This is a genomic window from Amycolatopsis sp. CA-126428 (genome assembly GCF_002904335.1).
Classification (GTDB): domain Bacteria; phylum Actinomycetota; class Actinomycetes; order Mycobacteriales; family Pseudonocardiaceae; genus Amycolatopsis.
The window spans coordinates 114,081-136,296 of the sequence record NZ_PPHF01000157.1 but is presented as its reverse complement, the minus strand read 5'-3'; the positions used below and the strand labels follow the sequence as shown (position 1 = coordinate 136,296).

Genomic DNA, 22,216 nt, shown 5'->3' with positions numbered 1-22,216 from the left:
AATAAGGGGGCGGTCATGGACGTACAGGACATCGACTTCGAAGAGCTGTACCAGGGCACCACCCCGATCGGCCGCAAGATGCCGTGGGACCTCGGCGCGCCGCAGCCCGCGGTCGTCGCGCTGGCCGACGCCGGGGAGTTCACCGGCGAGGTGCTCGACATCGGGTGCGGCCTCGGCGACAACTCGGCGTTCCTCGCCTCCCGCGGCGTGCACGTCACCGGCCTGGACGGGGCACCGTCGGCGGTCGAGCAGGCCCGCACCCGCGCGCCGGGCGTCCCCTTCGCGGTGGCCGACGCGACGAAGCTGGAAGGCTACGAAGGCCGCTTCGACACGGTCCTCGACAGCGCGCTCTACCACTGCCTGACCGAGGACGACCGCCGCGCGTACCTGGCGGCGCTGACCCGTGCGACCCGCCCGGGCGCGACGCTGCACCTGTTCTGCTTCTCGGAGGACGTCCCGGACGGCTTCCCGGCGCCCTACCTGATCAGCGAGGCGAACCTGCGCGAAACGGTCGGCAAGAACTGGACGATCGAGCGCCTCGAGCCGGCCGTCTACACGACGTCGATGACGGCGGAGGAGCTGCGGCAGAGCGTCCGGGTCGTGCTCGGCGAGGAACCGGGCGGCCTGACCGGGATGGACACCGACGCGGACGGGCGGGTCCTCGTCCCGGTCTGGCGGCTGAAGGCGGTACGTTCGACCCCGTGATCGTGGAGTCGGCGGTGGTTCCGCGGACCTCCGCCGCGCCCTGCGCCGATCGGCTGATCCTCGGCGAGCACGTGCTGGGGGTCGCCGACGGCGCGACCGGCAAGCCCTGGGACAGCGGACCGGACGGTGCCGCGCTCGCCGAAGCGGTTGCCGGGCACCTGGCCGCCACCGCGGCCGGCACCGGCGCCCGCGTGGCGACGGACAGCGCGACGGCCCTCGTCCGGTCGCTGCCGGCCGCAGCCGGGGCGGGCCCCGGCGAGGGCTCGGCGGTGACGTTCTGCGTCCTGCACCGGCCCCGGCGCGAGATCTGGCGGGTCGGCGAAGGCCGGGTCCTGCTGGACGGGACGCCGGTACCACCGCGTCCGACCGGCGAGCGGGTGGTGGCCGAGGCCCGCGCGCTGGTGCTGCGGCGGCACCTCGCCGACGGCGTCCCGGAAGCGACGCTTCTCGCCGAGGACCCGGGACGTGCCGCGGTGCAGGAGCTGCTGCGCGCGCTCGGCGGGCTGCGCAACCGGCCCGTCGCGCGCTATGGCTACGGCGCGGTCGACGGACAGGACGTCCCGGACGACTTCGTCGAAGTGATCCCGGTGCCGGCCGGGGTCCGGGAGATCACCCTCGCCACGGACGGGTATCCGGAAGCGGCGCCGACGCTCGCGGAAGCCGAGCGCTTGCTCGCCGGACGGCTGGCGCGCGACCCGCTGATGATCGAGGACCCGCCGGAGACGAAGGGACTGCGCCCGGGCGCGGATTCGTTCGACGACCGGGCCTACCTGCGGCTCAGCCCAGTTTGAGCCAGGCCGCCGCGCCCGCCGGATCCCGGTCGAGCCACTGCCGGATCAGCTGGATGTTCACGGCCAGCGGGAAGGACAGCCGGCCGCGGTACCGGCGCTCGATCTCGTCGAGCGCCACGAGCAGTCCCGGAACGCCGTCGTAGGGGTCGAAGTCGACGGTCCGGTGGTCGAAGGTGAAGAGCTTGTCCTTGCGGGTGATCCGGGTGGTCACCCGGCCGAACGAAGCGATCCCGTAGGCCGCGGGCCCGTCGGGGAACTCGATGAGCTCATGCAGCGAATCCTTCTCCCGGAACTCACAGGTGGCGAGCCGCGTCCGCCACGAGTCCCGCGTCCAGCTCCGGATCGTGCACGGCTTCATCGCCGTTCGCGGCGAACTTCGCCCAGCGGTCGTAGGGGGCTTTTGTAGGGCAGCTGGGCGCGCAGGAGCCCGGCGCTGATGCTGAACGCCCACGGCCGGCGGGTGAAGACGATCCGGGCGGAGGCGAAGGGCGTTACCGGACTTCCCACGGCCGCGGCCGCTACACGTTGCGGCGATACTGCCCGCCGACCTCGAAGAAGGCTTCGGTGATCTGACCGAGCGAGCACACCCGCGCCGCGTCCATCAGCACGCCGAACAGGTTGCCGCCGCGGGTGGCCGCCTCGCGGAGGGCCTTCAACGCCTGCTGGGCCTCCTCGTGGTGGCGGTGCTGGAAGTCCGCGAGGCGGTCCAGCTGGGACTTCTTCTCGTCCTCCGTCGCGCGGGCCAGCTCGACCTCGACGTTCTCCTCACCGGCGTGCGGGTTGCGGAACGTGTTGACGCCGATGATCGGCAGCGAGCCGTCGTGCTTCTTGCGCTCGTACAGGATCGACTCGTCCTGGATCTTGCCGCGCTGGTAGCCCGTCTCCATCGCGCCGAGGACGCCGCCGCGCTCGCTGATCCGGTCGAACTCGGCCAGCACCGCCTCCTCGACCAGGTCGGTCAGCTCGTCGATGACGAAGGAACCCTGCAGCGGGTTCTCGTTCTTCGACAGGCCCCACTCCTTGTTGATGATCATCTGGATGGCCATCGCGCGGCGCACCGACGACTCCGACGGCGTCGTGATCGCCTCGTCGAACGCGTTGGTGTGCAAGGAGTTCGCGTTGTCGTACAGCGCGCACAGCGCCTGCAGCGTGGTGCGGATGTCGTTGAAGCTCATCTCCTGGGCGTGCAGCGACCGCCCGGACGTCTGCACGTGGTACTTCAGCTTCTGCGACCGCTCGTTCGCGCCGTAGCGCTCGCGCATCGCCACCGCCCAGATCCGCCGGGCCACCCGGCCGAGCACCGAGTACTCCGCGTCCATGCCGTTGGAGAAGAAGAACGACAGGTTCGGCGCGAAGTCGTCGATGTCCATGCCGCGGGCCAGGTACGACTCGACGTAGGTGAAGCCGTTGGACAGCGTGAACGCCAGCTGCGAGATCGGGTTCGCCCCGGCCTCGGCGATGTGGTAACCGGAGATCGACACCGAATAGAAGTTCCGCACGCCGTGCTCGATGAACCACTCCTGGATGTCGGCCATCATCCGGAGGCTGAACTCGGTCGAGAAGATGCAGGTGTTCTGGCCCTGGTCCTCCTTGAGGATGTCGGCCTGCACCGTGCCGCGGACGGTGCGCAGGACCCACTCGCGCAGTTCGGCGGCTTCGGCGTCGGACGGCTCGCGGCCGTGCTCCTCGCGGAACGCCGTCCGCTTCTGGTCGATCGCCGTGTTGAGGAAGAAGGCCAGGATCGTCGGCGCCGGGCCGTTGATGGTCATCGACACCGACGTGTTCGGCGCGGTCAGGTCGAAGCCGTCGTAGAGGACCTTCATGTCCTCGAGCGTCGCGATGGACACGCCCGACGTGCCGACCTTGCCGTAGATGTCGGGGCGGGTGTCGGGGTCGTGGCCGTAGAGCGTCACCGAGTCGAAGGCCGTGGAGAGCCGCTTGGCCTCCGAGTCCGCCGAGAGCAGCTTGAACCGGCGGTTGGTGCGGAACGCGTCGCCCTCGCCGGCGAACATCCGCGCCGGGTCCTCGCCGTCGCGCTTGAACGGGAAGACACCCGCGGTGTACGGGAAGTAACCCGGCAGGTTCTCGCGGCGCAGGAACGACAGCAGCTCGCCGGACTCGGTGTAGCGGGGCAGCGCGACGCGCGGGATCCGGTTGCCCGACAGCGTGTCGCGCCACAGCTGCGTGCGCAGCTCCTTGTCGCGGATCTTCACGACGAGCTCGTCCTGCCGGTATTCCCCGGCGAGCGAGCGGAACCGATCGAGGAGCTTCGCCGACTCCCCGTCCACATCGGACTCGGCGGCGGCGAGCAGGCCGTCCAGCGCATCGGTCGACGCGTCCACCTTGGACAGTTCGGCGCGCGCCAGCGCCAGCGCCTCGCGCTTGCGGATCGCGGCGACCTGCGCTTGCGTCTTCGCGTGGTAACCGCGCAGGGTCTCGGAGATCTCGGCCAGGTACCGGGACCGGTTGCCCGGGATGATCGTCGAGGCGTCCGTCGAGACCTTGCCTTCGACCTTCGGCAGCGTCCCCGCGGACACGCCGAGGCCCCGTTCGGCGAGCATCCCCCGCAGGTGCTGGTACAGCGCGGTGACGCCGTCGTCGTTGAACTTCGCCGCGCTCGTGCCGTACACCGGCATGTCCTCCGGCCCCGACGAGAAGGCCTCGCGGTTGCGCACCAGCTGGCGCGCGACGTCGCGGCGGGCGTCCTCGGCACCGCGGCGCTCGAACTTGTTGATCGCGACGACGTCGGCGAAGTCGAGCATGTCGATCTTCTCCAGCTGCGACGCGGCGCCGAACTCCGGCGTCATCACGTACAGCGACTCGTCTACGAAGTCGACGATCCCGGCGTCGCCCTGGCCGATGCCCGGCGTCTCGACGATCACCAGGTCGAAGCCGGCGGCCTTGCAGGCCAGGATCGACTCGTGCAGCCCGGCCGGGATCTCCCCCGACGTCGTGCGCGTGGCCAGCGAACGGAAGTAGACCGGCGCTGTGCCAGTGCCTCTAGGGCCGGCGGGCCCGTTGTCGAGGCAGTTCATCCGGATGCGGTCGCCGAGCAGCGCGCCGCCGCCCTTGCGCCGCGACGGGTCGACGGCGAGCACCGCGATCCGCAGCTTGTCCTCCTGGTCGAGGCGGAACCGGCGGATCAGCTCGTCGGTGAGCGACGACTTGCCCGAGCCGCCGGTGCCGGTGATGCCGAGCACCGGTACCTCGCGCTTGCCCGCGGCCTCGGTGATGCCGCCCAGCAGGTCGCCGGGCAGCTGGCCGGCCTGCAGCTGGGTGATGACGCGCGAAAGCGAGGCGACGTCGCCGGAGAGCACCTTGTCCAGCGAAGGGGCTTCGGCCGCGAGGTCGACGTCGCAGGCCTTGATCATGAAGTTGATCATGCCCGGCAGGCCCATCTCGTAGCCGTCCTCGGGCGAGAAGATGCGGGCGACGCCGCGCGAGTGCAGCAGCTCGATCTCCTCGCGCACGATCACCCCGCCCCCGCCGCCGAAAACCTTGATGTGGCCGGCGCCGCGCTCGCGCAGCAGCTCGACGAGGTAGGAGAAGTACTCGACGTGCCCGCCCTGGTACGCCGAGATGGCGACCCCCTGGACGTCCTCGGCGATGGCCGCGGTGGCGACCTCGTCGACCGACCGGTTGTGCCCGAGGTGGACGACCTCCGCACCCTGCGACTGCAGGATCCGCCGCATGATGTTGATCGACGCGTCGTGGCCGTCGAAGAGGCTCGACGCCGTGACGAACCGGACGGGGTGCGCGGGGCGGTACAGCTCGCTGCTCATCCCTCCAAAATACTTTGACTTCCTACTATTGGAAACCCGAGGTCCGGTGACGCGGCTCTCACGGCACCTCGGAAGAACCTCGACACCGGCCTGCTCGGAGCTATATTTAACGAATTCGTTAATTAACAGGATGGTGAAATGACCGACACGTTGAGCCGGACGTTCTCGGCCCTCGCCGACCCGACCCGGCGCGCCATCCTCGCGCGCCTGTCGGCGGGCGAGGCGACGGTGAACGAGCTCGCCGAACCACTCCCGATGACCCTGCCCGCGGTGTCCCGGCACCTGAAGGTGCTGGAGGAGGCCGGGCTGATCACCCGCGGCCGCACCCGCCAGTGGCGGCCCTGCCGGCTGGAGGCCAAGCCCCTGGAAGGCGTCGCCGACTGGGTGGCGACCTACCGCCGGTTCTGGGACGGCGGGTTCGACCGCCTCGAAGAGCACCTGCGGACCCTGACCGGCGGGCCCGGCGATGCCTGACCTGACCATCACCCGCGTGTTCGACGCACCCCGCGAACTGGTCTTCACCGCGTGGACCGAGCCGGACCGGCTGGCGAGCTGGCTGGGGCCGCACGGCTACACCGGCTCCGCCGTCACCCTCGCCACCCGGCCCGGCGGCGCCTGGCGGGCGTGCATCCGCTCCCCCGAGGGCGACGAGCACTGGATGCACGGCGTCTACCGCGAGATCACCGCCCCCGAACGGCTCGTGTTCACCTTCGCCTGGGACACCGAAGGCGATCTGCGCACCGAGACCCTCGTGACGATCGGCTTCGCCGACCTCGGCGGCAAGACCGAGATGACCTTCGTCCAGACCGGCTTCCCGACCGCCGCCGACCGCGACGGCCACGACGAGGGCTGGACCTCCAGCTTCGAGGACCTGACCGGCTTCATCCGAGGAAAGGACGCCCGATGACCGCCACCTTGCCCCCGATCGTCTCGCCCGAAGAGTGGCAGGCCGCGCGAGACGCGCTGCTCGTCAAGGAGAAGGAGCTCATGAAGGCGGCCGACCACCTGGCCGCCGAACGCCGCCGGCTGCCCATGGTGCCCTTCACCAAGGCCTACGAGTTCGACTCGGCCGAGGGGAAGAAGAGCCTGCTCGACCTGTTCGACGGCCGCCGCCAGCTGATCGTCTACCACTTCATGCTGCACCCGGGCGACGAGGCGGGCTGCCCCGGCTGTTCCCTGGTCGTCGACAACCTGCCGCACCTGGCGCACCTGCACGCCCGGGACGTCACGCTCACCGTCGTCGCGCCCGCCACCCTCGCCGAGATCGACCGGTACCGGACGCGCATGGGCTGGGACGTGCCGTGGGTGTCCGCGCACGGCAGCACCTTCACCGAGGACTGCGGCGTCGGGGCGGGCTTCGGCGTCAGCGTCTTCCTCCGCGACGGCGACGACGTGTACCGGACTTATTTCACCTCCGGCCGGGGCGGCGAGACGTTCCTGGCGTCGCACCGGTACCTCGACATCACGCCGCTGGGGCGCCAGGAGGCGTGGGAGGAGGAGAGCCGCGGCGACGACGCTCCCAGCTCGTGGTGGCGCCGGCACGACGAGTACTGAAGTTTCGTTCGCCCGCCGTGTCCGGTCCGCGTCCGCGGCTCCGACGACGGCTGCGTCGAGGGCCCGGACGGCGAATTCGACCGGCCGGTCATGGGCCCGGAGCTGTCGGCGTACTGGCCGGACGCCGAATCGATCTCGGACCACCCGCACGACATCGCGTTCGCGCCCGTCTGGCGGGAGACGCCGAAGGTCGTCTTCTCGCGGACGCTGGAGAAGGCGGACTGGAACACCCGCGTCGTCGGCGGTGACCTGGGCGCGGTCGTGGCGGCCCTGAAGGCCGAACCGGGCGAGGACCTGCTGCTCATGGGCGGCGCGGAGCTGGCCGCCGAGCTCACCGCCCGCGGCCTGATCGACGAGTACCACGTGTTCGTCCACCCGGTCGTCCTCGGCGGCGGCAAGCGCCCGTTCGCCGAGGGCACCGCGCGGCTCGGCCTGGCGCTCGTGGAGTCGCGCACCTTCGACGGCCAGGTCGTGCTGCTGCGCTTCCGCCGCGCGTGAAACTGGCCCGGGCCCCGACGGCGTCAGCGGGCGTTCGCCGCCCGCAGCGCGATCCACTGCCGCATGGCGTACTCGACCAGCGTGATCAGCGTCTGCTTGGTCGACTCGCGATCCCGCGCGTCACAGCGGACGATCGGGATGTTCGGGTCGATCGACAGCGCCTCGCGGACGTCGTTGATGTCGTGCTCCAGCACGCCGTCGAACGTGTTGACGCCGACGATGTACGGCAGGCCCCGGTCTTCGAAGAAGTCGATCGGGGCGAACGAGTCGGCCAGCCGCCGCGTGTCGGCCAGCACCACCGCGCCGATGGCGCCGCGGACGAGGTCGTCCCACATGAACCAGAACCGCTGCTGCCCGGGCGTGCCGAACAGGTAGAGGATCAGGTCCGCGTCCAGCGACACCCGGCCGAAGTCCATCGCCACCGTGGTCGTCGACTTGTTCGGGGTGTGGTCGAGGTTGTCGACGCCGACGCTGGCGTCGGTCATCATCGCCTCGGTGGTCAGCGGCACGATCTCCGAGACCGACCCGACGAAGGTCGTCTTCCCCGCACCGAAGCCGCCAGCCACCACGATCTTGGCGGATGTCATGGTCGGGGGCGCGGTGTCCCGCGGTGCCTTAAAGCCGACGGAGTCCACTCAAAACCCTTTCCATCAACACCAGATGTGCCTCGGCGCCGTCATTGCCCGTAATCGTCTTGTGCACCGTGACCAGCCCCGCGTCGGCCGCGTCGCTGATCAGCACCCGGGCCACCCCCAGAGGAACCCGCAGCGCCGAAACGATCTCGGCGACCGAACGGGGGGTCCGGCACTCTTCCATGATCGAGATGCACTCGATCTGCTCCGCGGCCACTTCGGGGAAGCCACCGGTGGCAGCGTAGTCCTTCGCGGAGATCAGTGTCTCCAGCTCCAGGGCGTAGTTCGCCCGGGTGCGGCCTCCGGTCAGCGCGTAGGGCCGGACGATCGCCGTCAGCTCCTCGGGCGCGGGCGGCTGCTCGAACACCGCGGGCATCACGAATTCGCCGCTGGGCGGGCCCGGGTCGAACAAACCGCCTGGTCTGGGGCTGTCCCCGTCGGTACTGCCGGGTGGAGAGACTAAAGAGGTCACACGATCTCCTTGGTCGGCCGACGGCGCGGGCGCCGGCGGATCCGCGGCCGCGTGCGCACCGGCGGCCGGGGGTTGCGGGGACTCCTTGCTCTTCTTGCGCTTCCGGCGGGCACGGCCGGAATCCAGCGTGAACCCGTTGAGGACGTCGGCGAACGTGCCGTCGTCCCCACGCCCGGCGGGGCTGCGCCCCGCGGGTGGTTCGCCGTCGAATCCGGACCCCGTGCTCATCGCGCCATCATCCCACCGGTTCGCCGATCAGCGACCCCCCGGAGCCCTGAAGCTGAGCGCGCAGCTCCGGGGTGAGGATCTGACCGACCCGGTCGACGAGCATCGTCATCTCGTAGGCGACCTGCCCGATGTCGCAGTTGGGGGCGGCGAGCACGGCCAGGCAGGAGCCGTCGCTGATCGACATCAGCACCATGATCCCCAGCTCCATCTCGACGACGGTCTCGTTGACCGCGCCGGCTTCGAAGCAGCGGGCCGCGCCCTGGGTGAGGCTGACCAGCCCGGAGGCGACCGCGGCGAGCTGGTCGGCCCGGTCGAGCGGAAGCCGGTTCGACGCGGTCAGCAGCAAGCCGTCCGCCGAGACGACCACGGCGTGGGCCACCCCGGGCACCCGCTCCGCGAAGTCGTTCACCAGCCAGCCGAACTGGTTCTGCGTCGGCTGAGCGCTACTCGGCGAGGTCATTCACCCTCCAAGGTCTCGTGGTTGGTCTCGGCCGCCTGCGCGGTGCGGTGGCGTCCGCGCTCGATGCCCTGCTGGAAACTCCGCAGGCGGCCGCGCACGTCGTGTGCGTCCCGTTGTGGTCGGGGGGCCGAGGCCCCGGTGGACGGTCCGGCGCTGCCCGGAAGCAGCTGCTCCCCGCGACGGCGCCGGGGCAATCCTGCCGAAGTGAAGGTGGGCGGTGTCGACTGGGACACCGCTTGCACCGCGCGCCAGCCGTCGTCGGTGCCGAAATTCCACTCGGCGGTGGCCTCGACGGCGGTCTCTTCACGGCGCGGAGCGGGCGTCTCCGGGGCCTTCCGGCTGGGCAGCGAGGACGGCGGCACAGCGGGACGGCCGTTGGCGACCGGCAGCTGCCCGGAGTCCCGGAAGACGGCGGGGTCAGGCCCCGGCCGGGGCCGGCTCGGCTGTGGCAAGGGCCGCTGCGGGAGCTTGGCGGTGGCTCGGCTGGGCTGCGGGAGCTGGGGGCGGGCGGTTTGGTCCGGGGACGGCGAGGGGGCGGCCGGTCGCGAGTCTTCGGCGGGCGGCTGGGGGGTCGGCTGGGTGCCGTCCGCGAAGATGTCGCCTTGCAGCTTCGGCTGTGCCGGGGTGCCGGACTGCTCAGGCTGCTCGGGGGCCTCGGGCTGTTCTGGGGTCTCCGGCTGCGCACCGGCTGGGGGCGCCGGGGCTTGGCGGGCCGCGGCGGCCGGTGCGTCGCCCGGCTGCTGCTCAGCTCCGGACTGCGTGAACATCTCCGGGGCGGCCCCGGTGGAATCCGCACCCGGCGAACCAGCCTGCCGGGCCGCGCCCGGCTGCGTGAACATCTCCGGCACAGCCTGCGCCGAACCCGCGCCCGACCCGGCAGCACCCGGCTGAGCCACGCCCGGCTGCCCGAACAACTCCGGCGCGGCCTCTGCGGCTTCAGCACCCGGCGAATCGGCCCGCTGAGCCGCGCCCGGCCCGAACATCTCCGGCGAACCCGCGTCCGGCCCGGCAGCACCCGGGGAACCGGCCTGCTGAGCCGCGCTCCCCTGCCCGGCCGCTTCCGGTGTGCCTTGCGCCGGGCCGGAACTCTGCCCGGCCGCCTGCCCGGCCGCCTGCCCGGCCGCCTGCCCGGCCGCCTGCCCGGCCGCCTGCCCGGCCGCCTGCTGGGCCGCCGCTGCCTGCTGGGCCGCCGCCGCGTCCTGGGCCGTCCCCAATCCCGGCACCGTCGGCGAAGCCGGGGCCGGCTGGGTCGCGCGCTGCTGGCCCCCTCGCGGCCGCTGGGCCGCGGCCTGGCGGCGGCCACGGGTCACGCCCTGCTGGAAGCTGCTCAGCCGCCCCCGCACGTCGGCCGGGTCGCGGACCGGGAGGTCCGGGCCCGTCGGGGCCGGCTTGGGGGTCGCCGCCGGGCCGGAGGGAGTTGCGCTGCCCGGGAGCAACTGCTCGCCGCGGCGGCGGCGCGGGAGGCCCGCCTCGGTGAACGCCGTCGGCTCGGCCTTCGTCCGCTCCTGGACCGTGCGGAAGTTCTCGTCGCTCGGGAAGTCCCAGCTGCGGCGCTCCTCCGGCGCCGCCTCCGCCGAAGCGGCCGGTTCCTCGTCCGCGGCCGGCTTGTCCTCGCGGAACCACGCCGACAGCATCTCGTCGAAGATCGGCGTCGTCTCCGAGCGGTCCGGCGCCGGGGCCGGCGGGGGCGGCTCGGAGCCCGCCGTCGCCTCCTGCCACCAGTCGCTGAGCGTCGTTTCGTTGGCCGTGAACAGGTCCTTGCCCGCGGGCAAGTCGTCGCCCCTCGGCGGTGGCTGCGGCAGCGGCAGCACCGCGGGCACCTGCGGCAGGGCCGGGCGCTGCGGCGGGACGTCGTCGTCCTTCTCGATCGGGGCGAACAGCGCCGTGCCGGAGATCTCCAGGTCCGACGGCGGGCGCACGCCGGACAGCCCGGCCAGGTCGCTCGCCGACGGCCACCGCTCCTCGCCCATCGCCGGCTGCGGGGGCACCACCGGGCGCGGGCGGGTGTGGCCGTTGACCGGGCGGCGCGGCAGCTGGTTGCCCGCCGCCGGGCTCGCCGGGTGCTGCTGCAGCGCGCCGATCGGGCCGGTGGCCGGGCCGTCGGTCACCGGCATCACCAGCTCCGCCGGGACCACTACAGTGGCGCGGACGCCGACGATGTCCTTGCCGCCGTGCAGCGACACCCCGATCCGGTGCCGGCTGGCCAGCCGGCCGACGACGAACAGGCCCATCCGCCGCGACGTCACCAGGTCGACCGACCCGGCCTCGGTCAGCCGGGTGTTGGCCTCGATGACCTCGCACTCGTTCATCCCGATGCCCTTGTCCAGGATGTCGATGTGGAGCGAGCCGTCCTCGCCCAGCCGGGACGCCACGGTCACCGTGGTCTCCGGCGCGGAGAACGCCGCGGCGTTGTCCAGCAGCTCGGCGACCAGGCGCATCAGGTCGCTCGCGGCGTAGCCGACGATCCGGGCCGGGGGCGGCGGCTGCACCTGGACCCGCTGGTACTGCTCGATCTCCGACACCGCGGCGCGGAGCATGTCGGTGGTGCCGACCGGCTTCCCGGACCGGCGGCCCGGCTCGGCGCCCGACAGCACCATCAGGTTCTCGTTGTTGCGCCGCATCCGGGTGGCGAGGTGGTCGAGCTGGAACAGCGTCGCCAGCTGGTCGGCGTCCTCTTCGTCCCGCTCGAGCTGCTCGATCAGCTGCAGCTGCCGCTGCACCAGGCTCTGGCTGCGCCGCGAGAGGTTGACGAAGACACTGCCGTAGCCGGTCCGCATCGCGGCCTGCTCGGTGGCCAGCCGCAGCGCCTGGTGGTGCACCTTGTCGAAGGCGCGCGCCACCTCGCCGACCTCGTCGTCGGTGTGCACCGGGACCGGCCGGACGTCGGTGCCCTGCGCGCGGCCCTCCTGGATGTTGCGGACCGCCTCCGGCAGCGCGGTCTCGGCGACGTCGAGGGCGCTGCGGCGCAGCACCTTCAGCGAGCGCAGCAGCTGGCGGGTGATGAGGAAGACGACCGCGACGGCCAGCACCATCGCGGCGAACAGCAGTACCGCGAGCAGGCCGGCCCCGCTGCTGGACTCGTCGACCAGGTCCGCCGCCGTCCGCGCCGCCGACGCGCCGAGCCGGTCGGCGATCGAGCCGATCTGCGTGCGCATCGCCGCGGAGGCGGCGGTCCAGTCCGCGGCCGGCAGCGCGCGGAACGCGTCGTCCACCGCGCCGCTCTGCGCGTTCAGCACCGTCTCGACCATCCGGGCCCGGCTCTGCGCCTGCGCGCCTTCGGCGATCGCCGCGAAGTCGCGCTGCAGCGTGTCGCCCGCGGCGGAGCGGAAGTCGACGAGCCGGTCCGCGAGCCGCAGCTCGGCGGCGCGCAGGGTGGCCAGCTCGCTCGGCGTCAGGTTCGCGCGGCCGATGCCGTAGGAGACGAGGGCCTGGCTGAGCGACACCTGCTCGCCGGCGACCAGCAGTTCGTGCAGCCCGGCGGGCAGGCCGCCGAGGGTGCCGTCGCCGGCGCCCGCGGTGGCCGCGGTGTCGAGGCTGATCAGCGACCCGGTGAGGGCGGAGTACGCCGTGATGGCCTGGCCGGGGTCGAGCTGACCGCCGTCGACCTGACGGCGCAGGAAAGCGAGGTTGCCGACCTGCGCGGAGGCCGTGCCGGCGGCACCGGACACGCCGGGTTCGGCCTGGGCGGCGCGAGCCTGCTCCGCGGCGAAGGGGCCGGTGGCGGCGTCGGTGGCCTTGCGCGCCGCGGCCAGCTCGGGGGTGCCGCCGACGGTGCCCGCGGTCAGCATCGCCGAGGTGACCGTGCGTTCCTGCTGGAGGGCGGTGGTGAGCGAGCGCACGCCGCCGCCGAGCGCGACGAGCCGGTCGAGCCGCTGGTACTCGTCCGAGCGGCCGACCTGCGCGGCGATCGTCGCGATGCCCAGCACCAGCGCGAGGACGATCGGCACGACCGTGACGGCCGAAAGCTTGACGGGCAGGCCCCAGTCGCGCCACTGCACGAGCGCGCGCCACACGGCCTTTCCCTTGGACCGCCGGGGCGCTCGGCCGAGCAACTCCCCGACGGGCACCTGACCTTCTCCTGCAACGGTCACGTGAGTGACTCCCTGTCCGGCGTCATGGATCCGCGTCGGCGGCGCGGCGTCCCGGCTCGCGACGGGCCGCCGGACGGCCGTGCCGTCCCCGCCCTGCCGCTTCCCCGGCGCCCTCGCTCGTCCCCGGCCGCCCCGCCGTCCGCGGGCCCGTCGCCGGGCAGGCACCGCCTCGTCGCCTCGCGCCCGGGACCCTGCTGCCCGGGACTATGCACGTGCATGTCGCAACTTGCGTTGTGCACGGTGATCGAGATCAACTTTATCGGTGCCAATCGATCGCTGCGGTGAGCTGGGCCAAAGAATCGTACCCCCGATGCCGTACCGGTCAATTGTGTTCCCCACTCGGGCGCTGACCTGCGAAAAGCGCTTTCGCGACCGGACACCGGCCAGGACATTTCGCCTCACCGCCCCCGAAGAGGGAATTTCGGTTACCGGACGCGGGGGCCCGTCGCATCCGGCCATCACCCGATTAGCCCAGGCAGGGTAGCAGTATCCCTCGGTCGATCTACACTGCGTACCACCAACGGGTGGGTCAAGGCTCAAGATGTGCCCGATGTTGTGGCGTTCCGCGTTCCCCGGCCCCGACCCGGTGATTTCTTTCGAAACCCGCCGCTGACCAGTGGCTCTTCGCCGCCCACCCGGCGGGCGGGCCACCCACGCGCCGGATCAATCCCGGGAAACGGCTACTTTCCGTGACCAGGCCTGCGAGCCGACCGGCGCCGTTAACCCGTTCGCCGCAGCGCTCTCCCATCAATGCAACGTCCCGTCACAATTGTTTTCGGCATTACGGACGTTCTCCGCGGTGCGTTGTCACCCGCGTTGTGGCCGGTCACCCATTCGACACCGGGGCGGGAATACGAATACCGGCTCGCGGACCGGCCGGACGGTCCGGCCGCCTTCGGCAGCCGCCGGATGGCGTAGTTACGATGTGCCCTCGCAGTCCGCAAGGGCGGCCCGGTGCCCTGTCCGCAGGCACCCGGGCCCGCCGCCACGGAGGCACTCTGCCGGAGGCACCATGTACGACGTAGCGCGGCCCACACCGGCCAACGCCCTCGAGGAAACGAGCCGGATCCCGGTCCTGCCCGCCGGGGTCCCACCCCACCGGCCCGCCTCCCCCTCGGCCCCCGACTACACCGCGATCCAGGCCAGCCCCGAGTTCGTCGCGCTGCGCCGCCGGTTCCGCGGCTTCGTCTTCCCGCTGAGCTTCGCCTTCTTCGCCTGGTACATGACGTACGTGCTGCTCGCCGCGTACGCGCACGACTTCATGAGCCGCAAGGTGGTCGGTCAGGTCAACGTCGCCATCCTGCTCGGCCTGGGCCAGTTCGTCAGCACCGCGCTGATCACCTGGCTCTACCTGCGGTACGCGCGCCGCCGGCTCGATCCGCGCGTCGCCGCCCTGCGGGCGCGGGCGGGCCTGGCGGAAGACCAGCGCCGATGACCGCGCTCGCCGCGGCCGGGCAGCCCGCCAGCGACCCGGTCGTCAACACCGTCGTCTTCGCCCTGTTCGTGGCGATCACCCTGTACGTCGTCTACCGGGCCGGCAGCCGGACCTCCTCGACGTCGGACTACTACGCCGCGGGCAGCGCCTTCACCGGCCGCCAGAACGGCATCGCCCTCTCCGGGGACTTCCTCTCGGCGGCGTCGTTCCTCGGCATCGCGGGCGCGATCGCCGTCCACGGTTACGACGGCTTCCTCTACTCGATCGGCTTCCTGGTCGCCTGGCTGGTGGACCTGCTGCTGATCGCCGAGCTGCTGCGCAACACCGGCCGGTTCACGATGGGCGACGTCGTCAGCTTCCGGATGAACCAGCGCCCGGTGCGGGCCGCGGCGGCGACGTCGACCCTGGTGATCTCGCTGTTCTACATGCTGGCGCAGATGGCGGGCGCGGGCGGCCTGGTCGCCCTGCTGCTCAACATCCACACCCGGCTCGGGCAGGCGCTGGTGATCGGCGTGGTCGGGCTGGTCATGGTGCTGTACGTGCTGGTCGGCGGGATGAAGGGCACCACGTGGGTGCAGATCATCAAGGCCGGCGTGCTGATGCTGGCCGTGGTGCTGATCGCGGTGTTCCTGTTCGGCAAGTTCGGCTTCAGCTTCTCGAACCTGCTGCAAGCCGCGACCGAGAAGAGCCCGCTGGGCGAGCACCTCCTGGAACCCGGTGGCTCCTACGGCAAGGACAACACCACCAAGCTCGACTTCGTGTCGCTCGCGCTGGCCCTGGTGCTCGGCCTGTCGTCGCTGCCCCACCTGCTGATGCGCTTCTACACGGTGCCGAACTCCTTCGAGGCGCGCCGCTCGGTCGTCTGGGCCACCGTGTGCATGCTGATCTTCTACGTGTGCACGCTGGTGATCGGCTTCGGCGCGGCCGCGCTGGTCGGCGCGGACGAGATCAAGAGCGCGCCGGGCGGGGAGAACTCGGCGGCGCCGCTGCTGGCGCTGCACATCGGCGGGACGCTGCTGCTGGGCGTGATCGCCGCGGTGGCGTTCGCGACGATCCTCGCGGTGGTGGCCGGGCTGACGATCACCGCGTCGGCCTCGTTCGCCCACGACGTCTACGCGAACATCTTCAAGCGCGGCAAGGCCGAGCCGGCGGACGAGGTCCGGGTGGCGCGGATGACCGCGATCGTGGTGGGCGCGCTGGCGATCGTCGGCGGCGTGCTGGCGAACGGGCAGAACGTCGCGTTCCTGGTGGCGCTGGCGTTCGCGGTGGCGGCCTCGGCGAACCTGTCGACGCTGCTGTACTCGTTGTTCTGGAAGCGGTTCAACACCACCGGCACGCTCTGGGGCATGTACGGCGGCCTGATCGCGTGCCTGCTGCTGGTGCTGTTCTCGCCGGTGGTCTCGGGCGCTCCGGACTCGATCTTCCGGAGCATCGACTTCGCCTGGTTCCCGCTGAAGAACCCCGGCCTGGTGTCCATCCCGTTCTCGTTCCTGTGCGGGTTCGTCGGAACGCTGGTGGGCCGGCCGAAGGCGGACGCGGAGAAGCAGGCGGAGATGGAGGTCCGCTCGATGACCGGCATCGGGAGCTGATCCCCCGCCCGGCCCGCGTCACGCGCGCAGGCCGTCCAGGATCACGTTCAGCACGCGCCGGCCGTCCTCCGGGCTGCAGTTGCGCACGGCCATCCCGGCGCCGTGGCCCAGCCGGAGGACGTCCGCCCCGACGACGTCCGGGCGGACCAGGCCGGCCTCCTGCGCCGCTTCGACGAGCACGCCGGTCGCTTCGCGAAGCCGCTTCTGGCAGTACTGGAAGGTTTCCGAGCCGGAATCGATGGACTCCTTGAGGATCGTCGCCAGCTTGTGCCGCTCGACGACCCAGGTGACCTGGGCGAGCAGCCACGCTTCCAGGGCCTCCCACGGCGGCAGCTCGTCGTGCAGCACGAACGCGCGGTCGGCGAGCACCGTGATCTCGTCGCGGTAGACCGCTTCGAACAGCTTTTCCCGGGTCGGGAAGTGCCGGTAGAGGGTGCCCGCGCCGACGCCGGCCTTCTTGGCCACGTCGTCCAGCGGCACGTCGGCGCCGTGCGCGGTGAAGAGGTCCTTCGCCGTCGCGACGATGCGCTCGTAGTTGCGCCGCGCGTCCGCGCGCATCGGACGCTCACCCGCCTCGGGCATCCCGGCCTCCTCGCCACTTAACCGGAGAGATTCTCCGAATTCACTTGCGCATCCGGAGACACTCTCCATATTATCGGATCACAGCCAAGCGGAGAACATCTCCGCTTCATCTCTTACTCCTTGGGGGAGTATCCCTTGCCGCACCAGACACTCGACCGCGTGCCCGCACCGGTCCGGGGCCGGCGCAGCGGGCTGGTCCTCGCGATCATCCTGACCTGCCAGCTCATGCTCGTCCTCGACGCGACGGTGATGAACGTCGCGCTCCCGCGCATCCAGTCCGACCTGGGGTTTTCCGCCACCGGCCTGTCCTGGGTGATGACGGCCTACAGCCTCGTCTTCGGCGGCCTGCTGCTGCTCGGCGGCCGGGCGGGCGACCTGTTCGGCCGGCGGCGGATGTTCGTCGCGGGCACCGCGCTGTTCACCCTCGCCTCGCTGGCCGGCGGGCTCGCCGACTCGGCCGCGCTCCTCATCACCGCCCGCGTCCTGCAGGGGGTCGGCGCCGCGATGGCGGGTCCGAGCACCCTGGCGCTGGTCACGACGACGTTCACCGAGGCCAAGGCCCGGGTCCGGGCGCTGGCGCTGTTCTCCGCGATGTCCAGCGGCGGCTTCGCGATCGGCCTGATCGTCGGCGGCCTGCTCACCGAGTGGATCTCGTGGCGCGCCGCGCTGTTCATCAACGTCCCGTTCGGCGTGGCGATCGCCCTGCTCGCCCCGCGGTTCGTGGCCGAGCCCGAACGCCGCCGCGCGCACCTGGACCTGCCCGGCGCGATCACCGGCACCCTCGGCGTCGGCGCGCTCGTGTTCGCCTTCACCCACGCCGCGTCCGACGGCTGGGGCAACCCGGTGACGCTCGGCTCGCTCGCCGGCGGCCTGGCGCTGCTCGCCGGCTTCGTCGCCATCGAAGCCCGCACCGGGACACCGCTGGTCCCGCCGCGGCTGTTCGCCGACCGCAACCGCAGCGCGGCCTACGTCAACTTCTTCCTCGGGCCGATGGCGATGATGTCGATGTTCTTCTTCCTGACCCAGTTCATGCAGGACATCCGGCACTTCGCGGCGCTGGCGACCGGGTTCGCGTTCCTCCCGATGGCGGTGCTGATCTTCACGATGAGCCGGCTCGTGCCGCGGCTGCTCCCCCGCTACGGCCCGAAGCCCCTGGCCGTGACCGGCTCGCTCCTGATGGTCACCGGCGTCGGCTGGCTCACGCTGCTCACCACGAACAGCACGTACTTCCCGGCGTTGCTCGGGCCGCTGCTGCTGATGGGCCTCGGTGGCGGGCTGTCGTTCGCGCCGCTGAACGTGATCGTGATGGCCACCGTGCCGAACGAAGACGCGGGCGCCGCGGGTGGCGTGCTGCAGACGATGCAGCAGGTCGGCAGCACGCTCGGGCTGGCCGTCCTGGTCACGGTGTTCGGCTCGGTCACCCGCTCGGCGGGCACGACGGGCGCGCAGCTGACGGTCGACGGCATGACGGCGGCGTTCTCGACGGCCGCGGTGTTCGCCGCCTGCACGGTGCTGGTGGCGCTGACCTTCCGCCGCCGGCTCCCGGCTACAGCTTCTGCCCGGCCTTGACCTTGTGCGTCACCCGGCGCTCGACGAGGAACGAGACGAACGGGACGCAGCCGGCCAGCAGCACCAGCACGGTGCCCTTGATCGACCAGCGGGCCTTGATCGCCAGGTCGATGGTGAGCACCAGGTAGATCATGTAGAGCACGCCGTGGATGGGCGAGTAGATCGCCGACGGGGTCGGGTTGCCGAAGGCGTACCGCAGCACCATCACGAAGCAGAGGCCCAGCAGGCCGACACCGGTGACGTAGGCGGCGGTGCGGAACCGCACCAGGGGGCCGGCGAGCGGCACGGCGGTCCGGGCGCCTTCGGTGCTGGTGGTCATCGGGTCGTCCTCACTCTGCGGCCTGCTGGTCGCGGGCGTTCAGCTCGCGCAGGTAACGGTTGTAGGCGGCCAGCTCCTCGTCCTCGTCGGTGGTCACCTCGGCGACGTCCGGACGGGGGCGGGGAGCGGGCACCGCGGGCTTGACTTCCGGCTCGACGGGCTGTTCGGCCGCTTCGGTTCCGGCTTCGGCTTCGGCCTTCTGCCGGAGCTTGCGGATCCGCCAGAACATGAAGGCCGGGAAGAGCCCGAACAGCGGCCACTGCAGGACGTAGCCGAGGTTTTGGAAGGTGCCGTTCGCGGAGGTGAAGCGGTCCCACTGCCACCAGGCGAGCCCGCAGCAGACGAGCAGGCTCACCAGGCAGGTCGCGACGATCGCGATCCGTCGTCCCCACGGGGAGGCCGCCGGTGGCGGGGAAGCTGGCACGCTCCGACGCTAGCACTGGCCGGCTGAGGGACGACGCGCGGTCGCGGCCGAGGTGGCCGGGCTCTCAGCCCTGCTTGCGCACCGACTGGGCGGCCTTCGCGTACCCGTCCGCCAGCCCGAACACCTTCTGCGCGTACTCCGTCGAGTTGTTGTAGGACAGGATCCCCGCCCACCACCCGCCCGGACTGGCCATGTCCCGGCCGCCCGCGCAGAGGTACCGCGCCGCCGCCAAGGCCGCGTCGTCGATCTGCTGGGGGTCGCCGAGGCCGTCGCCGTTGCCGTCGGAGGCCCACTTGCGCCAGGTGCCCGGGATGAACTGCATCGGGCCGACCGCCCGGTCCACCCCGGCGTCGCCGTCGTAGCGGCCGCCGTCCGTGTCGCCGATCGCCTGGACCCCGGCCGATCCGTCGAGCGGGACACCGGTGATCGGCTTGGACGGGCGGCCGTCGGCGCCGAGGACCGCGCCCGCGTACTGGCCGTGGTTGGACTCGATGCGGCCGATGCCCGCGAGGGTGGCCCACGAGATCTTGCAGCCCGGCTGGTCCGCGCGCAGCGCCAATTCCGCGTTGCCGTAGGCCTGCAGGGCCCGCGCCGGGACCCCGGTGGCCGCCGCGACCTGGGCCGCCCACTGGGACAGCGTCGCCGGACCCGTGCTGTGGGCCTGCTGGGGAGACGTCTGCTGCTCCGCCCCGCCCGCCACCGCGCCGCCGGCCGGGGCGACCGAGCCCGGGCGGACGTCGGCCGCCTTGACCTGCAAGGCGGGGATTTCGGTGGTGGTCGGGCTCGCCTCCGGCGTCGCGGCGCGGGTGACGAGCCAGATCCCGCCGCCGGCCACCGCCAGCACGGCGAGGACCACGAGCAGCCGGGTGAGCACGGCGACGCCCGGAGAGCGCGGTGCCGGTGCGGCGGGGACGGCTTCCTCGGCACTCGGGCCGATCGGGTCGTCCTCGGTCTTTCCGGTCCTGGTGCGCACGAAACTCCGGTCCTCCAGCGTGATGTCGACGAACTGTCAACGAGCCCGCGCAGGTTGGCGTTACGCGGGTCGTCTCGATCGTCTCATCACACCGGGTCACCCGGCCGGGTGGAAAACGTCTCGTCAGGCGGATTTCTGCTGCCGCGCGAGCCGCGCCACGCACCAGGCCGGGGCGCTGCCGCGGCGCAGGTGCTGCAGGACGGTCATCGGCCCGAGCCGGCGGCCCAGGTCGGACGGCGCGAGCCCGGCCGCCCGGTAGTCGAGGGCCCGCTGGTCGAGCGGGCTGATGCCGGCGTCCCACCACTCCTCGGCTTCGGCGACGCCGCCGACCATCTGCCACCAGCCCGCGGCGGCGGTGAGGAGCTCTTCGGGCACCTCCGGCAGCCGGCTGCGCATCGCGGCGAGGTAGCCGGGATCGGCCGACTCGACGGGGACGAACCGCGACTGTCCGGTCCGGGCTCGCTGGCCGGGGATGCCCGGGGCTTGCGCCGGAGCGTCGGCCAGCCACGCGGAAGCGATGCGGTCGACCTCCTGCTCCTCGGGAGTCCTCTCGCGCTCGGCGGCCCACTGCCGGATCAACGCGTCCACTCCGGGATCTCCGGTCATCCCTGCCTCCTATGTAGGTCCCCGACGGACAGGCCCTGACGCCTGTCCCACGCGGTGGTGCCGCACGCACCAACCTGCACCTTGCTGAGTGGAAACTGCCTGCGTACCGGGGGTCTCCGGGGGGATGGCGAACTACCCGATCACGCAATGTGAGCACCGTAGGGCCGGGGTGGTCGTCTTCGCCAGACCCCGGGTGCCACGAATTCGACGACCTGCGCGTTTTCGGCCGCAATCCACCCGGATGGTCGAGTGTCGGAGTCCGAAATCCGAGATCGGTGACGCTGGGTGATTTACCGTCCGTTAACACGCACGGTAGCCACCGGCACCGCCCGTGGCGGCGCCGGTACTCGGAAGCACCAGGTCAGGAGAAGAGGGCGCGGAAGAACGTGACGATCGCTTCGGCGCCGTCCTTGAGCCAGCCGAGCACGCGGTGCACGAAGTCGGCGGACTGCGTGGGCTGGGTGATCAGGAGGAAGAGCACGAGCGCGACCACGCCCACGATGAGAATCTTCTTGACGCCGCCCGACATGCGCTTCCTCCCCGGCTCGCCGTCCCCGTCCTGGGAGTGGCCACCCCAATACTGTAGGGAAGGCGTGCGTGGAAGACACCTCGATCAACCCAGGAGCGGCCATGTCCCGGAACGTGCTGGTGCAACGGGACGGCCCGGTGACGACGATCACCATCGACCGCGCGGCCGCGCGCAACGCCGTCGACGGGCCCACGGCCGCGGAGCTGGCCGACGCCTTCCGCGCGTTCGACGCCGACCCGGACGCGGCCGTCGCGGTGCTGACCGGAGCCGGCGGCGCGTTCTGCGCGGGGGCCGATCTGAAGGCGATCGGCACCGAGCGGATGAACCGCACTCGCCCGGACGGGGACGGCCCGATGGGGCCCACGCGGATGGCCCTCGGCAAGCCGGTGATCGCGGCGGTCCACGGGCCGGCCGTCGCGGGCGGGCTCGAGCTGGCGCTGTGGTGCGACCTGCGCGTCGCGGACGCGACGGCGGTGTTCGGCGTGTTCTGCCGCCGCTGGGGCGTCCCGCTGATCGACGGCGGGACGGTCCGGCTGCCCCGTCTGATCGGCCAGTCGCGCGCGATGGACCTGATCCTCACCGGCCGTCCGGTCGACGCCTCCGAGGCCGTCGAGATCGGCTTGGCCAACCGCCTGGTGCCGGCCGGCGAGGCGGTGACGGCGGCGCAGGAGCTGGCCCGCCAGCTGGCGGCGTTCCCCCAGGCGTGCCTGCGCGGCGACCGCCGGTCCGCGCTGGCCCAGTGGGGCGAGTCCGAAGAGGACGCCCTGGCGGCGGAGTTCACGGCAGCAATGGGCCAAGGCATCCTGGCGGCGGAGGCGGTCGAGGGCGCCGCCCGCTTCACCGGCGGCGAAGGCCGCCACGGCACCTTCACGTGAGGCATCACCCGTGATCGGGAGGTCAACTCGCGTGATTGAGGAGTCGACTCGCGTGATTGGAGGGTCGACACGCGTGATTGGAGGGTCGACACGGGCGGGCCT

Annotated in this window: 22 protein-coding genes; 10 read left to right on the top strand and 12 right to left on the bottom strand. The window is 71.9% G+C overall.

The features are described 5' to 3' along the window. Positions 1-15: 15 nt before the first annotated feature. On the top strand, positions 16-705 hold the full coding sequence (locus C2L58_RS40525; RefSeq protein WP_103342917.1) for a class I SAM-dependent methyltransferase: 690 nt from the start codon (positions 16-18) through the stop codon (positions 703-705). Further along, entirely contained in the window at positions 702-1,496 is a 795-nt protein-coding gene (locus C2L58_RS40520; protein WP_103342916.1) for a hypothetical protein, read from the top strand. Before C2L58_RS40525 ends, C2L58_RS40520 begins: the two co-directional genes overlap by 4 nt. Here C2L58_RS40520 and C2L58_RS40515 read toward each other — a convergent pair. After that, a complete protein-coding gene (locus tag C2L58_RS40515; protein WP_103342915.1) occupies positions 1,483-1,854 on the bottom strand; it encodes a hypothetical protein in 372 nt (123 codons plus the stop codon). The two genes, C2L58_RS40520 and C2L58_RS40515, sit on opposite strands and share 14 nt — an antisense overlap. A gap of 160 nt (positions 1,855-2,014) precedes the next feature. Continuing rightward, positions 2,015-5,278, bottom strand: coding sequence for a fused isobutyryl-CoA mutase/GTPase IcmF (gene icmF / locus C2L58_RS40510; protein ID WP_103342914.1), 3,264 nt, complete (start codon positions 5,276-5,278; stop codon positions 2,015-2,017). Positions 5,279-5,416: 138 nt separating this feature from the next. On the opposite strand from icmF, the gene C2L58_RS40505 reads away from it, so the two are divergent. The 4 genes from C2L58_RS40505 (at position 5,417) to C2L58_RS40490 (ending at position 7,330) form a co-directional block, all read left to right on the top strand. Then, on the top strand, positions 5,417-5,752 hold the full coding sequence (locus C2L58_RS40505; RefSeq protein WP_103342913.1) for an ArsR/SmtB family transcription factor: 336 nt from the start codon (positions 5,417-5,419) through the stop codon (positions 5,750-5,752). Further along, positions 5,745-6,185, top strand: coding sequence for an SRPBCC family protein (locus C2L58_RS40500; protein ID WP_103342912.1), 441 nt, complete (start codon positions 5,745-5,747; stop codon positions 6,183-6,185). The genes C2L58_RS40505 and C2L58_RS40500 overlap by 8 nt, the downstream gene beginning before the upstream one ends. Next, positions 6,182-6,832, top strand: a complete 651-nt coding sequence (locus C2L58_RS40495; RefSeq protein ID WP_103342911.1) for a DUF899 domain-containing protein — start codon at positions 6,182-6,184, stop codon at positions 6,830-6,832. The genes C2L58_RS40500 and C2L58_RS40495 overlap by 4 nt, the downstream gene beginning before the upstream one ends. A 90-nt stretch (positions 6,833-6,922) precedes the next feature. Further along, positions 6,923-7,330, top strand: coding sequence for a dihydrofolate reductase family protein (locus C2L58_RS40490; protein WP_103342910.1), 408 nt, complete (start codon positions 6,923-6,925; stop codon positions 7,328-7,330). Between the two features lie 23 nt (positions 7,331-7,353). Here the strand turns inward: C2L58_RS40490 and C2L58_RS40485 are convergent, their stop codons facing one another. Genes C2L58_RS40485 through C2L58_RS40470 form a run of 4 tightly spaced genes read right to left on the bottom strand, consistent with a single transcriptional unit; the run spans position 7,354 to position 13,189 of the window. Beyond that, positions 7,354-7,917, bottom strand: coding sequence for a GTP-binding protein (locus tag C2L58_RS40485; protein WP_013224365.1), 564 nt, complete (start codon positions 7,915-7,917; stop codon positions 7,354-7,356). A 28-nt stretch (positions 7,918-7,945) separates the two neighbouring features. Next, positions 7,946-8,662 (bottom strand): DUF742 domain-containing protein, encoded by a 717-nt coding sequence (locus C2L58_RS51060; protein ID WP_233226201.1) that lies wholly within the window; start codon positions 8,660-8,662, stop codon positions 7,946-7,948. A gap of 7 nt (positions 8,663-8,669) precedes the next feature. After that, positions 8,670-9,122, bottom strand: coding sequence for a roadblock/LC7 domain-containing protein (locus tag C2L58_RS40475; RefSeq protein ID WP_004561253.1), 453 nt, complete (start codon positions 9,120-9,122; stop codon positions 8,670-8,672). Next, positions 9,119-13,189: a sensor histidine kinase gene (locus tag C2L58_RS40470; protein ID WP_103342909.1), complete on the bottom strand. Its 4,071-nt coding sequence runs from the start codon at positions 13,187-13,189 to the stop codon at positions 9,119-9,121. Before C2L58_RS40470 ends, C2L58_RS40475 begins: the two co-directional genes overlap by 4 nt. 1,036 nt (positions 13,190-14,225) lie before the next feature. On the opposite strand from C2L58_RS40470, the gene C2L58_RS40465 reads away from it, so the two are divergent. Beyond that, positions 14,226-14,648 carry a DUF485 domain-containing protein gene (locus C2L58_RS40465; RefSeq protein WP_103342908.1) on the top strand — a complete coding sequence of 141 codons (423 nt, stop codon included), beginning with the start codon at positions 14,226-14,228 and terminating at the stop codon, positions 14,646-14,648. Continuing rightward, positions 14,645-16,237 carry a solute symporter family protein gene (locus tag C2L58_RS40460; protein ID WP_103342907.1) on the top strand — a complete coding sequence of 531 codons (1,593 nt, stop codon included), beginning with the start codon at positions 14,645-14,647 and terminating at the stop codon, positions 16,235-16,237. The genes C2L58_RS40465 and C2L58_RS40460 overlap by 4 nt, the downstream gene beginning before the upstream one ends. An 18-nt stretch (positions 16,238-16,255) precedes the next feature. On the opposite strand, the gene C2L58_RS40455 is transcribed toward C2L58_RS40460, so the two are convergent. Beyond that, a complete protein-coding gene (locus C2L58_RS40455) occupies positions 16,256-16,819 on the bottom strand; it encodes a TetR/AcrR family transcriptional regulator (protein WP_103342906.1) in 564 nt (187 codons plus the stop codon). Positions 16,820-16,954: 135 nt separating this feature from the next. Between C2L58_RS40455 and C2L58_RS40450 the strand changes: the two genes are divergently transcribed. Beyond that, positions 16,955-18,388: an MFS transporter gene (locus C2L58_RS40450; protein ID WP_103342905.1), complete on the top strand. Its 1,434-nt coding sequence runs from the start codon at positions 16,955-16,957 to the stop codon at positions 18,386-18,388. Here the strand turns inward: C2L58_RS40450 and C2L58_RS40445 are convergent. The 5 genes from C2L58_RS40445 to C2L58_RS50095 all read right to left on the bottom strand — a co-directional run bounded on the left by C2L58_RS40445 (position 18,366) and on the right by C2L58_RS50095 (position 21,239). After that, entirely contained in the window at positions 18,366-18,707 is a 342-nt protein-coding gene (locus tag C2L58_RS40445; protein ID WP_013224358.1) for a DUF3817 domain-containing protein, read from the bottom strand. The two genes, C2L58_RS40450 and C2L58_RS40445, sit on opposite strands and share 23 nt — an antisense overlap. A 10-nt stretch (positions 18,708-18,717) precedes the next feature. Next, a complete protein-coding gene (locus tag C2L58_RS40440; RefSeq protein WP_369904316.1) occupies positions 18,718-19,131 on the bottom strand; it encodes a hypothetical protein in 414 nt (137 codons plus the stop codon). A gap of 64 nt (positions 19,132-19,195) precedes the next feature. After that, on the bottom strand, positions 19,196-20,104 hold the full coding sequence (locus tag C2L58_RS40435) for a lytic transglycosylase domain-containing protein (protein WP_103342903.1): 909 nt from the start codon (positions 20,102-20,104) through the stop codon (positions 19,196-19,198). Positions 20,105-20,227: 123 nt separating this feature from the next. After that, complete coding sequence (locus C2L58_RS40430; protein WP_103342902.1) at positions 20,228-20,710, bottom strand: transcriptional regulator; 483 nt, start codon at positions 20,708-20,710, stop codon at positions 20,228-20,230. A gap of 361 nt (positions 20,711-21,071) precedes the next feature. After that, positions 21,072-21,239, bottom strand: coding sequence for a hypothetical protein (locus C2L58_RS50095; protein ID WP_014466828.1), 168 nt, complete (start codon positions 21,237-21,239; stop codon positions 21,072-21,074). A 101-nt stretch (positions 21,240-21,340) separates the two neighbouring features. On the opposite strand from C2L58_RS50095, the gene C2L58_RS40425 reads away from it, so the two are divergent. Continuing rightward, positions 21,341-22,114 carry a crotonase/enoyl-CoA hydratase family protein gene (locus tag C2L58_RS40425; RefSeq protein WP_199191673.1) on the top strand — a complete coding sequence of 258 codons (774 nt, stop codon included), beginning with the start codon at positions 21,341-21,343 and terminating at the stop codon, positions 22,112-22,114. Positions 22,115-22,216 lie beyond the last annotated feature (102 nt).